Source organism: Rhizobium sp. Root149 (assembly GCF_001427345.1).
Lineage (GTDB): Bacteria > Pseudomonadota > Alphaproteobacteria > Rhizobiales > Rhizobiaceae > Neorhizobium > Neorhizobium rhizoryzae.
Map to the genome: position 1 here is coordinate 625,688 of NZ_LMGD01000001.1, position 12,506 is coordinate 638,193.

At 59.5% G+C, this 12,506-nt stretch carries 14 protein-coding genes; 6 read left to right on the plus strand and 8 right to left on the minus strand.

The window, feature by feature from the left end; translation table 11 throughout:
- Positions 1–82 precede the first annotated feature (82 nt).
- The 5 genes from ASD54_RS02990 to ASD54_RS03010 all read right to left on the minus strand — a co-directional run bounded on the left by ASD54_RS02990 (position 83) and on the right by ASD54_RS03010 (position 3,472).
- Entirely contained in the window at positions 83–1,060 is a 978-nt protein-coding gene (locus tag ASD54_RS02990; RefSeq protein ID WP_200958433.1) for a glycine--tRNA ligase subunit alpha, read from the minus strand.
- A gap of 119 nt (positions 1,061–1,179) precedes the next feature.
- The gene (locus ASD54_RS02995) at positions 1,180–1,374 is read right to left on the minus strand and encodes a hypothetical protein (RefSeq protein ID WP_062553079.1); all 195 of its coding nucleotides are present in this window, start codon (positions 1,372–1,374) and stop codon (positions 1,180–1,182) included.
- Between the two features lie 134 nt (positions 1,375–1,508).
- Positions 1,509–2,381 (minus strand): S49 family peptidase, encoded by an 873-nt coding sequence (locus tag ASD54_RS03000; protein ID WP_062553080.1) that lies wholly within the window; start codon positions 2,379–2,381, stop codon positions 1,509–1,511.
- A 96-nt stretch (positions 2,382–2,477) separates the two neighbouring features.
- Positions 2,478–3,248, minus strand: coding sequence for a methyltransferase (locus tag ASD54_RS03005; RefSeq protein ID WP_062553081.1), 771 nt, complete (start codon positions 3,246–3,248; stop codon positions 2,478–2,480).
- Complete coding sequence (locus ASD54_RS03010) at positions 3,245–3,472, minus strand: DUF2007 domain-containing protein (protein WP_062553082.1); 228 nt, start codon at positions 3,470–3,472, stop codon at positions 3,245–3,247. The genes ASD54_RS03005 and ASD54_RS03010 overlap by 4 nt, the downstream gene beginning before the upstream one ends.
- A gap of 104 nt (positions 3,473–3,576) precedes the next feature.
- Here ASD54_RS03010 and ASD54_RS03015 point away from each other — a divergent pair, with 104 nt between their 5' ends.
- The 4 genes from ASD54_RS03015 to moaB all read left to right on the plus strand — a co-directional run bounded on the left by ASD54_RS03015 (position 3,577) and on the right by moaB (position 8,221).
- Entirely contained in the window at positions 3,577–4,593 is a 1,017-nt protein-coding gene (locus ASD54_RS03015; protein WP_062553083.1) for a polyprenyl synthetase family protein, read from the plus strand.
- Positions 4,594–4,773: 180 nt separating this feature from the next.
- Positions 4,774–6,792 carry a tetratricopeptide repeat protein gene (locus ASD54_RS03020; protein WP_082547052.1) on the plus strand — a complete coding sequence of 673 codons (2,019 nt, stop codon included), beginning with the start codon at positions 4,774–4,776 and terminating at the stop codon, positions 6,790–6,792.
- Positions 6,793–6,803: 11 nt separating this feature from the next.
- On the plus strand, positions 6,804–7,673 hold the full coding sequence (locus ASD54_RS03025; protein WP_062553084.1) for a 4-(cytidine 5'-diphospho)-2-C-methyl-D-erythritol kinase: 870 nt from the start codon (positions 6,804–6,806) through the stop codon (positions 7,671–7,673).
- Positions 7,670–8,221 carry a molybdenum cofactor biosynthesis protein B gene (gene moaB, locus ASD54_RS03030; protein ID WP_062553085.1) on the plus strand — a complete coding sequence of 184 codons (552 nt, stop codon included), beginning with the start codon at positions 7,670–7,672 and terminating at the stop codon, positions 8,219–8,221. The genes ASD54_RS03025 and moaB overlap by 4 nt, the downstream gene beginning before the upstream one ends.
- Before the next feature lie 20 nt (positions 8,222–8,241).
- Here moaB and ASD54_RS03035 read toward each other — a convergent pair whose 3' ends face one another.
- Complete coding sequence (locus tag ASD54_RS03035; RefSeq protein WP_062553086.1) at positions 8,242–8,757, minus strand: hypothetical protein; 516 nt, start codon at positions 8,755–8,757, stop codon at positions 8,242–8,244.
- Positions 8,758–8,887: 130 nt separating this feature from the next.
- Between ASD54_RS03035 and ASD54_RS03040 the strand changes: the two genes are divergently transcribed.
- Positions 8,888–10,045: a PA0069 family radical SAM protein gene (locus ASD54_RS03040; protein WP_062553087.1), complete on the plus strand. Its 1,158-nt coding sequence runs from the start codon at positions 8,888–8,890 to the stop codon at positions 10,043–10,045.
- Positions 10,046–10,376: 331 nt separating this feature from the next.
- On the plus strand, positions 10,377–11,033 hold the full coding sequence (locus tag ASD54_RS03045; RefSeq protein WP_062553088.1) for a ribonuclease HII: 657 nt from the start codon (positions 10,377–10,379) through the stop codon (positions 11,031–11,033).
- A gap of 346 nt (positions 11,034–11,379) precedes the next feature.
- Here ASD54_RS03045 and ASD54_RS03050 read toward each other — a convergent pair whose 3' ends face one another.
- Together ASD54_RS03050 and ASD54_RS03055 are read right to left on the minus strand one after the other, a co-directional pair.
- On the minus strand, positions 11,380–11,865 hold the full coding sequence (locus tag ASD54_RS03050) for a F0F1 ATP synthase subunit B (RefSeq protein ID WP_062553089.1): 486 nt from the start codon (positions 11,863–11,865) through the stop codon (positions 11,380–11,382).
- A 4-nt stretch (positions 11,866–11,869) separates the two neighbouring features.
- A complete protein-coding gene (locus ASD54_RS03055) occupies positions 11,870–12,472 on the minus strand; it encodes a F0F1 ATP synthase subunit B (protein WP_183898012.1) in 603 nt (200 codons plus the stop codon).
- Positions 12,473–12,506 lie beyond the last annotated feature (34 nt).

Genomic DNA, 12,506 nt, shown 5'->3' on the forward strand with positions numbered 1-12,506 from the left:
AGCGCGCGAACCCTAATCGTTTCGCGCGCTCCTGTCATCGGGATTCTCTGCCGTGCCGACGTGGGTATCGGTATTCGCCCGATCAGGCCGCAGCACCGAGATTGACGCCGCCAGCATCGGTGAGCAGGAAGGCTTCGCCACAGGCCTTGGCCAGCGTGCGCACGCGCAAGATATAGCTCTGGCGTTCGGTGACCGAAATCACGCCACGTGCATCCAGAAGATTGAAGACGTGGGACGCCTTGATGCACTGATCATAGGCCGGAAAGACGCATTTATGGAGGCGCTGGTTATTTGATCTTTTTTCGTTCCCCGTCGCGCCTTCAGCGCTCCCCGCCTCTTGATCGCCCGGTGCACCGGCAGCGAGAAGCGCCTGGCACTCTTTTTCCGCATCGATGAAATGGCGATGCAGCATTTCGGTATTGGCGAATTCGAAATTGTGGCGGGAATATTCCTGCTCTGCCTGCAGGAAGACGTCGCCATAGGAAATCTTTTCCTCGCCTTCGCGACCGTTGAAGTTCAGGTCGTAAACATTGTCCACGCCCTGCACATACATGGCCAGACGCTCCAGACCGTAGGTCAGCTCACCTGCAACCGGCGAGCATTCGATACCGCAGACCTGCTGGAAATAGGTGAACTGCGAGACTTCCATGCCATCGCACCAGCATTCCCAGCCAAGACCCCAGGCGCCGAGCGTCGGGCTTTCCCAATCGTCTTCCACGAAGCGGATGTCGTGAAGCAGCGGATCGAGACCGATCGCCGCCAGCGAACCGAGGTAAAGCTCCTGCAGGTTCGACGGGTTCGGCTTCAAAATGACCTGATACTGGTAGTAATGCTGCAAGCGATTGGGGTTCTCGCCATAGCGGCCATCGGAGGGACGACGCGAGGGCTGCACATAGGCCGCCTTCCAGGGCTTGGGGCCAAGCGCACGCAGGGTCGTTGCCGGATGGAACGTACCAGCACCCACTTCCATGTCATAGGGTTGCAGGACAGCGCATCCCTTGTCTGCCCAATAGTTGTGAAGCGTCAGGATCAGCGCCTGGAAAGAGCGCTTCGGGTCCATATGCGGAGCAAGGGTCGTGGTCATGGGATTGTGTCCGGAGCCAGTATAGGTGATTTTTGCCCGTCTGGTGCCACGGGAGGGCGTGAGGGTCAAGCCTGAGGCCGTTTCTGAACCTCGCTCTATTCCTCATCCTCGCGCTTGACGCGATACTCGCCCGTCACCGGATCCTTCACCAGAGTGCCGATGGCACCCGTCTGGCGCTCCTTTTCCTTGGCGCGCCGTAGCCGTGCCAGCTTCTCCGCATCGTTGACAAACTTCCGATACAGCAGCCAGCCTCCGCCGATGAGAATGGCAAGAAACAGGATCTGCGGCATGGGTAACAAGTCCTCGAATCGGAAATGGCGGGCCTAGAGCGTCGGACACTAATCGGAAACGGCCCGCCGCTCTAGATTCTTTGTTGACGCATCGGTTGAGCGAAAAACCGGATGCCACTTTTTCGCCCGATGCTCTAGAGCCCGTAACGGCTCCACAATGCCCGTTCTTCAAGGGTGCTCGCAAGCCCCTCTGCCGCACCGGATGCGATTTCCGCTCCTGCATTGCCGACGCCAAGCGAGGCGATGCCCGGCAGGCGCCGGCCAAGAAGGCCGCGTGCCGAACCCACCAGTTCCAGCCGCGTCTTCGGCCCGAAGCGGCGCTTCAATACATCGCGGATTTCACCCATGCCATCGACAAGACCGAGCTCGACGCCGCGCTGTCCCGTCCAGAAGAGGCCGGAGAAAATGGTCTCGTCATCGGCAAGCCTTTCTCCACGACGGGATTTGACCATGTCGATGAAGACCTTGTGGATTTCGAGCTGAAGGGACTTCAGATATTCGATATCGCTCTCTTTTTCCGGCTGGAACGGATCGAGGATGACCTTGTTCTCGCCCGCCGTATAGACGCGGCGCTCCACGCCGATCTTGCGCAGAAGTTCCGGAAAGCCGAAACCGCCGGACACGACACCAATCGACCCGACAATGGATGTCGGATCGACAAAGATCTCATCGCCTGCGAGCGCGATCATATAGCCGCCGGAGGCTGCGACATCCTCCACGAACATGAGGACGCGCTTGTTTTTTTCTTCAGCAAGCGCGCGGATGCGCTGGTAGATGAGACGCGATTGCACCGGAGAGCCCCCCGGCGAATTGATGGAGATGGCGACGACGGGCGCATCCTTTTTCGCAAAGGCCCGCTCCAGCATCTGGGCCGTATTGGCAAGGTTCAGCGTGGGACGAAACTGGCTGCCGCCGGTCATGATCGCGCCCTGCAGGCGGACGACGGGAATGGCTATGCCTTCCTTGCGGAACCGCTTCGGTAGAATGCGCGTCAAAAGGCCTGCCATGTCATCTCCTTGGAATGGTGTTCATCGTCATGTATGCAACGGAATGGCGGGCGCAATGGTTGGTTCCCGTAAATTCCGCGTCATCGGCCAGATCGCTCAGCGACCCTTGCGCCGGTAGGCCTTGCGGCCATTGTTGAGGCCATCGACTTCGGCCGCGAAGGCATGGCCCTCTTCTCCATGCATGAACAGCGGAGAACGCCAGACAAGACGGGATTTCGACCCCTTGATGGCGGTCACCAGAAGACGAATGGCATCCTCGCCGGGTCGCGGATGGATGGCCGTCAGTTCCAGCCCGCCAAAGCGTTTTCCACAGGCGGCGATGATGTCCGCCACGGATGATGGCCGCGCGATGAGCGAAAGCTGGCCGCCCGGAATCATGATCGCGTTTGCGGTACGAAGCCAGCTTTCGAAGAGATCTTCGGTCATGGCATGCGCTTCGGCCTTGAGGGCATTTGGTGCCCGGCGGTCCCGTGCATCGTTGAAGGGCGGGTTCATGATGACATGATGGAAATGATCATCCGGCAAGCCCGCCTCTACGCGTGCCTTTCCGCGAAGCGTCACATCTGCCTCGATCACGACGAGACGGGAGCCAAGCGCCCTGTTTTGTTCGATCGCCGTATTGCGACGCGCATAATCGGCCATTTCCGGCGAACGCTCGACCAGTACGACTTCGGCATTCGGTAGACGGGCAGCGACGGCAAATCCGGCGGCGCCGGCCCCGGCGCCTAAGTCCGCCACTCGCACGGGACGCTCGTCATCCACCAGCGAGGCCAGCAGCATGGCATCCATGCCTGCGCGGTGCGCCCCCTGCGCCGGTTGCAGCAAGTAGAATGCGCCGCGATGGAAGGCGTCGAGTGTTTCGTTCATTTTTCGGTCCGCAGTTCCGATCCGAGGCCCGCATCCACCAGCAAAAGCCGCGCCTCACCTGCCCGCTCGCTTTCCACCAGAAGGCGACGGGGGAGGAGGCCAAGGGAACCTTCCAGCACGCTCATCGATTGATCAGCGACAAGAGAGTGAATTCCTGCATCGTTCAGCAGGCTGGTGGCAAAGGACAGGACCACAGGATCATTGGTGCGGATCAGTTCTTTCATGCGTCAAACGATCTCGATTCCGGGTTATTCTAACATTTGGCACTTGCCGGTTGTTGCGCCCCTTTCTATTGTCCGCCGCAAGATTTGAACAGGAGGCCATTTCATTGGGCGTCGTTATTCCGCTCGAAGAGGGCAAAAACAAGCAGGCATCCGTCAAGCCGCTGGTCGATCTGACCAGACTGGATATGGATCGGGTCAACCAGCTGATCCTGTCGAAGGCCGGATCCGATGTGCAGATGATACCGGAAGTGGCAAACCACCTGATTTCTTCCGGTGGCAAACGTTTGCGCCCCATGCTGACGCTGGCGGCCGCGCAGATGTTCGGCTACGAGGGCGACGGTCATATCAAGCTCGCCACAAGCGTGGAGTTCATGCACACCGCAACGCTGCTGCATGACGACGTGGTGGACGAAAGCGATCTGCGGCGGGGCAAATCCACCGCGCGCATGATCTGGGGTAACCAGGCGAGCGTTCTCGTTGGTGACTTCCTGCTGGGGCAGGCCTTCAAGATGATGGTCGAGACCGGCTCCATGGACGCGCTGGATGTTCTGGCCTCTGCCGCCGCCGTGATCGCGGAAGGCGAAGTGCTTCAGCTTTCCGTTGCCAAGAACATGGAAACGACGGAAGACGATTACCTCTCCGTCATCCGCGCCAAGACCGCGGCCCTTTTCGCCGCCGCTGCCGAAGTCGGCCCCATCATTGCCGGAAACGACAAGAGCGCCCGTTCGGCCCTCCGCTCCTATGGCATGAATTTGGGCCTTGCCTTCCAGCTGGTGGACGATGCGCTGGACTATGGCGGCAAGGCGGCCGACCTTGGCAAGAACGTCGGCGATGATTTCCGCGAAGGAAAGATCACGCTGCCGGTGATCCTGTCCTATCGCCGTGGCACGCCTGAAGACCGCGCATTCTGGAAGACCGCGATCGAAGATGGCCAGAGCAGCGACGAAAACCTTCAGCAGGCGCTTGCCCTGATCGGCAAATACAATGGACTGGCAGACACGATTGCCCGCGCCAAGCACTATGGTGCAATCGCACGCGACGCTTTGTCGCCCCTGCCCGCATCGGCACACAAGGCGGCGCTGATGGAAGTGATCGATTTCTGTATCGAACGGGTCAACTGAGACCCGGCACGGTGTGCGTGGCCGAGGGTGAGGCCACGCATTTCACAGGCGGCGTGAACAATGGCCGCCTTCGAGATTCTTGCGAAGCTGCTTCAAAAAAGCCATTCTATCATGAATCATCGGTTGAAGATTCCCGGTGGCCCGTTGGCCGCCTCCCAGTTCTTCTTGAAAGGCACTTTCATGCGGCAGAAATTCGCCCTTCGTCTGCTTTCCGGCGTGGCTTTTGCCTCTGCCCTTCTGGCAGCGACGGTCGTTCCACGCCTTGCCATGGCGCAGGACAACCCGGTCGCAGAGGCCGTGGAGTTCACGCCCGACAAGGTCAACACGTTTTCCGGCGCATTTCTGGCGGCAAGAACCGCGGATGTCGATCACGATTACGCGACTGCAATCGCGCTCTACCAGAAGGCCCTGAACTTCGAACCGGCCAATCTCGACATTCGCGAACGCCTGATGGTGTCCTTGCTGATGAACGGGCAGTTCGACGAGAGCCTCAAGCATGTCGAAGCACTGAAGGGTGACGACGCGGTTGAACGCATCACGACAATCGTTCGCGGGCTGGAGGCGATCCGCAAGGGTTCCTACGCCGATGCGGAAAAGATCCTCACCTACAAGGGCGGCAATGATCTTGACCGTCTGACTCACGCCCTGCTGATCGGTTGGGCCAAGGTGGGTGCCGGCAAGGGTGCAGAGGCTATCAAGCAGATCAAGGCGCTGAAGGGGCCGGACTGGTTCAAGGTCTTCACGCAGTATCATCTGGGCGCCATGGCGCTGGTGGCTGGCGATACTGCCACAGCCCGCACCAACCTCAGCGCAGCCATCACCAGCCAGGAAGCGGTTGCGACCACGCCGGATACATTCATGCGATCGGTCATGGCGCTGGCCCGCCTCGAGGCAGCCCAAGGCAACAAGCAGAAGGCGCTTGATGCTATTTCCGTGGCCGAACGGCTGATGCTGAATTACGCGCCGCTGAAGGCGCTTCGCCAGAGCATCGAAAAGGGCGAAAAGCCGGAGCAGCAGGTTACTGACGCGACGCAGGGTGCCTCCGCCGTTCTCTTTTCCATCGGCAGCGCACTGAACCGCCAGGGTGCGGAGGAAATGGTGTCGCTCTATCTGCAGATCTCGCATGCGCTTGATCCGAAGAGTGCCGATACGCTGATCCTGCTGGGTGGTATTGCCGAGAAGCTGGAGCAGCTGAAACAGGCAATCGAGCTCTATGGTCGCGTTCCGCAGGATTCGCCCATGCGGCGCATTTCCGAGCTGCAACTGGGCCTGACACTGGCGCAGACAGGCGATGTGGACGGCGCGAAGGAGCATCTGAAGAAGCTCATCGAATCCGATCCGACCGACATTCGCAGCTACATTGCTTACGGCAGCGTTCTTTCAGACGCCAAGGATTTTGCCGAAATGGCAAAGACCTATGACAAGGCGGTGGAAGTGGTCGGTCCGGCCCCCCGGCCCAGCGACTGGTCGGTGTTTTTCCAGCGCGGCATCGCCTATGAGCGTCTGAAGGAGTGGGACAAGGCCGAGCCGAACTTCCGCAAGGCGCTCGAACTGAACCCGGACCAGCCGCAGGTTCTCAACTATCTAGGGTATTCCTGGGTCGATATGAACCGCAACCTGGAAGACGGTCTCAATATGATCCGCAAGGCCGTCGATCTGCGGCCAGACGACGGCTATATCGTGGATTCGCTCGGTTGGGCCTATTATCGCCTCGGCCGTTACGACGATGCGGTGACCGAGCTTGAGCGTGCCGTGCAGTTGCGCGCTGGCGATGCCACCATCAACGACCATCTGGGCGATGCCTACTGGCGCGTAGGGCGGCAGCTGGAAGCGAAGTTCCAGTGGCAGCGTGCCCTGACCATGAAGCCGGAGATGACGGAAATCCCGAAGATCGAGCAGAAGATCCGGGATGGTCTTGCCGATGCAGGTCCGCCTCCGGTGCAGACGGCCATGGCTTCTCCAGCAGCCACCGCACCTGCTACTCCCCCTGCCACTCCCCCGGGCGCAGCTCAGCCCAACGCCCCGATCACGGCCGATTACATCGTCAGCGAAGGCGATACGTTGTCCAAGATTGCAACCGATCGACTGGGTGACAAGGAACGCGCGAGAGAGATTCTGGAGATGAACCCGGAACTCAAGCGTAATCCCAACCGGCTGTTTCCGGGCCAATTGATCAAGATTCCGGCCAAATCCAATTGAGTCCAACCGGAATGGTGATCGAGGCAGCGCGAGCGAAGATCAATCTCGCGCTGCATGTGACCGGTCAGCGGGCAGATGGCTACCATCTTCTCGATAGCCTTGTGACGTTCGCAGACTTCGGCGACGAGCTCGCCATTCGCCCATCTGCGCAGGACCGGTTCGAGATAACCGGGCGGTTTGCAGAAACCCTGTCGGCTGATGCGGATAATCTCGTGACGCGGGCGCGGGACGGCTTGCGGGGCCTTGCCGAAGAACTCGGATACGAGACGTGTCCGGTCGACATCACGCTCACGAAGAGCCTGCCGCTCTCCTCCGGAATAGGTGGTGGCTCCGCAGATGCAGCGGCAACCTTGCGCGGCCTGATGCGGTTGTGGAACCTGGATGTGCCGCGAGACCGGCTGGCAAGGCTTTGCCTGTCGCTGGGAGCGGATGTACCGATGTGCCTTGAGTCCAGCCCTTTGATCGCGCGTGGAATCGGCGAGGACATAGAACCGCTTGCCACGCTTCCCTCCTTCTTCATCTTGCTGGTCAATCCCCTCAAGCCTGTTTCAACGCCACAGATATTCCGGTTATTGACATCAAAGACCAACAGGCCGCTGCCTCCTTTTGATCCGGCGCAATCAGACTGGCTCGATTATATGAGCGGTCTCAGAAACGATCTTCAGGAGCCTGCACAGAGGCTTCTTTCGGACATCGGTGAGTGCCTTCAGCAGCTTGAGGAGAGCGGTGCGGAGGTCTGTCGCATGTCTGGATCGGGCGCCACGTGTTTCGGCCTCTACCGCGACGAAATGGCTTTGGAACGTGCAGCTTTGACGCTCGAGCAGGCCAAGCCGCAGTGGTATGTGAGGGCGGGCCGAACTTTGGAAGGAAATGCATCATGAGCCGTATCGATGAGAGCCGTCCCTTCATTCCGGTCGGCATTGCCGTGCTGACCGTTTCCGACACCCGGCGGCTCGACAATGACAAATCCGGCGACACGCTGGTGCAGCGCATTCTGGAAGCGGGGCACGAACTCGTTGCCAGGGCAATCGTTGCCGATGACAAGGAGCAGATCTACGAGCAGGTTCGGAACTGGACGCTGGCCGAGGAAATCGACGTCGTGATCACCACCGGCGGCACAGGCTTTACCGGTCGGGATGTCACGCCTGAAGCCTTGGAACCGCTGTTCGAAAAGCGCATGGACGGCTTTTCCGAAGTGTTTCACCGCATATCCTACGACAAGATCGGAACATCGACGATCCAGTCGCGCGCCACCGGTGGCGTTGCCAATGCGACCTTCGTTTTCGTGTTGCCCGGCTCGCCCGGCGCCTGCAAGGATGCCTGGGACGGGATCCTGAAATGGCAGCTGGACTATCGCCATATGCCCTGCAACTTCGTGGAAATCATGCCACGGCTTGACGAGCACCTGAAACGCGGCGGCAAAGCCTGATTAGGCTAGGCTAAATTATATTAGCTACGCGCTGCAGCCCAGGCTGGGATCAGTTCTGAGATGAGCGTATGTGGCCGGTGCCCCTCCACGAGATCGGCAAGCCGCGTAGCGCGCACACCCTTGGATGACGCCACGCTTTTCTGAATAAGAAGACCCTGCGCGAGCGGCGGATCCTTGCTGAACAACCGCTGAATCAGTGGCCTCCGGTAATTTCTTGATGCGGTGAAGCGTGCGGGATGCCGTGTGAGCGAAATATGCTCGGCGACTTCATCGATCCAGCCAATCTGAGGGCGCGCTCCCGGCTCCAGCAGCATGAGCCACTCGCCACGCACCTCCTGCAGCACGTGCTTCAAATCCCACTGCGTATAGAACTTGCACCCCGCGGCATCCGCAACACGCGCAGACGCATCGGTAGAACCACGATCGAGCACTGCGACGTCACTGACCAGACCTTCCACAGCACCGGCAACCAGAACAGACAAAGTCTGCGCCAGCTCGGATTCCTGATCATGGCATTCCATCAATACAGTCAGCATTCATGACCTTTATCGCATTGGCCTGAAAATTGCCATCAACAAAGGCGGTAGATTTTGTTCTTGCAATGTTCTCATTTTGACGATACGAATTTGAGAACGCCAGCGTTGAACATCTGGCTGGGAGTTATCCATGAACGAGCTGTCTCAACTGCGGCAGGACGCTTTCGCGCCTGCTCATACGGCTGATATTGCCGACGCTCTGGTCCAGTCGTCTGGACTTCGCGTCGAGACGGACCGTCGGCGCGGAAGGGGTGCCGGCTTGAACCCGAGCGGCCGGTTCGAAGACCAGCGGCGCGAGCAGTTCGATGATGGTTGGCAGTCGTTGGAAGAACTCGAACCTTTCAAGACCGAAGTCCAGATCGAGAAGCCGAAGACAGCGATCACACGCAACGACTCACCCGATATTCCGTTCGATCGATCGGTCAATCCGTATCGCGGCTGCGAACATGGCTGCATCTATTGTTTTGCCAGGCCAACCCATAGCTATATGGGGCTTTCGGCAGGGCTGGATTTCGAGGCCAGGCTTTTTGCAAAGCCCGATGCCCCTCGTCTGCTTGAACGAGAGCTGAGCAAGCCCGGATACAAGGTGAAGCCCATCGCGATCGGGACGAACACGGACCCCTATCAACCGATCGAGCGCGAATGGCGCATCATGCGGCAATTGCTGGAAGTGTTGGAAAAAGCCAACCATCCGGTCATGATCGTCACAAAGTCGGCGCTGGTGACGCGGGACATCGACATTCTTGCCAAGATGGCCGCCAAGGGCTTGGCCAAGGTGGCAATCTCCGTCACGACGCTCGACCGCAAGCTGGCGCGCCTGATGGAGCCGCGCGCTTCGACGCCGTCAAGGCGGCTTGAAGCCGTACGACAGTTGACGGATGCAGGAATACCAACCGGCGTTCTGGCCTCGCCTCTCATTCCGGCGCTGAACGACCATGAGTTGGAGCGAATTCTCGATGCGGCACAGGCGGCTGGTGCCGTGTCTGCAAGCTACATTCTGCTGCGTCTACCGCTGGAAGTCAGCCCGCTCTTTCGAGACTGGCTTTTGAGACATTATCCGGATCGATACCGGCATGTGATGTCGCTGATAAAATCGATGCGTGGCGGCAAGGACTACGATGCGGAATTTGGCAAGCGCATGAAAGGAGAAGGTCCCTATGCCTGGCAGATCTCGCGGCGTTTCGAAATGGCGACGAAGCGCCTTGGTCTTGCTCGTAGAGGTGTAGCGCTGCGCGACGATCTGTTTGTTCGCCCCGATGGCGCGGGAGTTCAACTGTCGCTTTTGTGACGCTGCGGCACGGAGGCTGGATCCCGGTGTATTCTGCGCCAAGATCCGGGCCAAGATCCGGGCACTGCTGACTTGAAAGCCTGTTCTCCCTGGGTGGCTGCGATGCGCTTCGGCCCTGTGCCGTTCCTGCGATGGGCGATCGTCGGCGATCCCTGCACCTTACTCATGTTTTGCCATTTCGCTGGGCGCCCCCCAGCGAGATGGAAATGGACCGGCGCCGCCCCTGCTGGTCTTGCCCCGTTGGCCTGATCCCCTTGGGCCTGAAGCAGTGCCGCCTCATTTGCTTCGACGGGGCTTGCGGGAAATCGGGTGGGCGTGCGAGTGATGCCGCATGTCACGACGCACGCCCCCCGATTCTCCTCTCGATCTTTTCTCCCTCGAACCGATCGTTCCAGATTTTTCGCTGGAGTTGATGGCGCGGAAAGCAGGTCATTGGCCGGTAGCAGGCACCGACGAAGCTGGACGTGGCCCCCTTGCTGGACCTGTTGTCGCCGCAGCGGTCATCCTCGATCCAGACCACATCCCCGCAGGACTGAACGATTCCAAGCAGTTGACGCTGAAACAACGTGAGGCGCTGTTCGTGGAGATCTGTGCCACGGCGCATATTTCAATCGCCTCTTCCGGCCCCCGCCATATCGATGAGAAGAACATCCTTCGCGCCAGCCTTGATGCCATGCGCCGTGCCGTGGACGCCCTGCCCGTCAGGGCAGACTATGTCCTGGTCGATGGCCGCGATGTACCGCCAGGGCTTGCCTGTCAGGGCAAGGCTGTCATCCAGGGCGATGCGCGCAGCCTCTCCATTGCTGCCGCTTCGATCATCGCCAAGGTGACGAGAGATCGGATGATGGCTCGCGCGAACCAGGTTTATGGTAACTACGGCTTCGCCCAACATGCGGGCTATGGCACGGCCCAGCATAGGCGCGCCATCGAAGAGCATGGGCCATGCCCCCTTCACAGAATGAGCTTCAGACCACTCCGACAAGATTGAGCGGCACGCTCTCTATCGACCGGTCAGGGAACTGACGTGCTTGGGGCTTAAGCGTGTCGCGATCTTTCAGATTCGCTCCTAGCGCTTTATCTTTTTGTTTTAACGCATGTCGTTTGCGCAAAACCGCTGCACACTTTTACTACGACATGCTCTAGAATAAACGTTCTGGTGCCCGCACCTCACCCCAGCAGCCTGGCGGCGCGTCATGCTGTTCGGTTGGCAGCACGATGCTATCACCCCGGACTGGCGAGGATCCCACGCACTCCAGCGGGTCGTCACCACAGGCTCCAGACGCGAAAAAGGCCGGGTTGCCCCAGCCTTCTTGCAAACTCAAATGTCTGAAAGATCAGTTCAGGCGAGCCTTCACCTGACCGACGGACTGAGAGAACAGAGCCTGCTGCGTCGCGGCATCAGCCTTGGAAGCAATGACCTTTTCGGCAGCAGCGACGGCCAGATCGACAGCGGCGGCGCGAACGGCGCCGATCGCATCGGCTTCCGCCTGGCGGATCTTCTGTTCCGAAAGAGCGTTGCGACGGGCGACGAATTCCTCCGTCTTCTGACGGGCTTCTTCCGTCAGAGCGGCAGCTTCGCGTTCTGCGGAGGCAACGATGGCAGCCGCTTCAGCTTCGGCTTCCTTGCGCTTGCGCTGGTATTCGGCGAGCAGAGCCTGCGCCTCTTCACGAAGACGCTTGGCCTGATCGAGTTCCTCGCGGATGTTGGCGGCGCGCTTGTCCAGCGACGAGGCCATCATGCCAGGAACCTTGAGGTATACGAGAAGAAGAAGGAAGAGAACAAGGCCTACAAAGGCGAAGAATGTTGCATCAAATGCCATGATATCAGGCTCCTACCTTTGCGGTTGCAACTGCAGCCCTGACGTCTTCGGCGCTGGCCTTGGGACCAATGAGCTGGTCGACAATCGCAGACGCCGTTTCTTCAGCAATCGCACCGACTTCTGCAAAAGCAGCAGCCTTGATTTCAGAAATGCGGGCTTCGGCGGCGGCCAGCTTGCCAGCCAGTTCAGCTTCGATGGCTGCACGGTCGGCGTTGGCCTTGACCTTCGCTGCTTCGCGAGCGCTTTCGGCAATCGCACCGGCCTTGGAACGGGCTTCCGCCAGTTCCTTTTCGTAGGTGGCGACGGCAGCGTCTGCCTCAGCCTTCAGACGGGAGGCCTCATCGAGATCCTGTGCAATCCGGTCATGACGGTGTTCGAGAATGCCACCGATCCGGGGCACGATCACCTTCTGCATGAGCAGATAGAAAAGACCGAAAGTGATGACGAGCCAGAGCAGCTGCGAAGCATAGGTCGACTGGTCGAAAGGCGGGAATACGCCAGTGCCATGCTCATTGTGAGCGACACCCGTCTCCGTATGCACTTCACCTTGCGTGGCGCCATTGGCCGGCGCAGCTTGTTGCGCAAATGCCGGTGTCACGAACATCATCACCTCCAGGGGGGTATTCAATAAGAAGGATCAC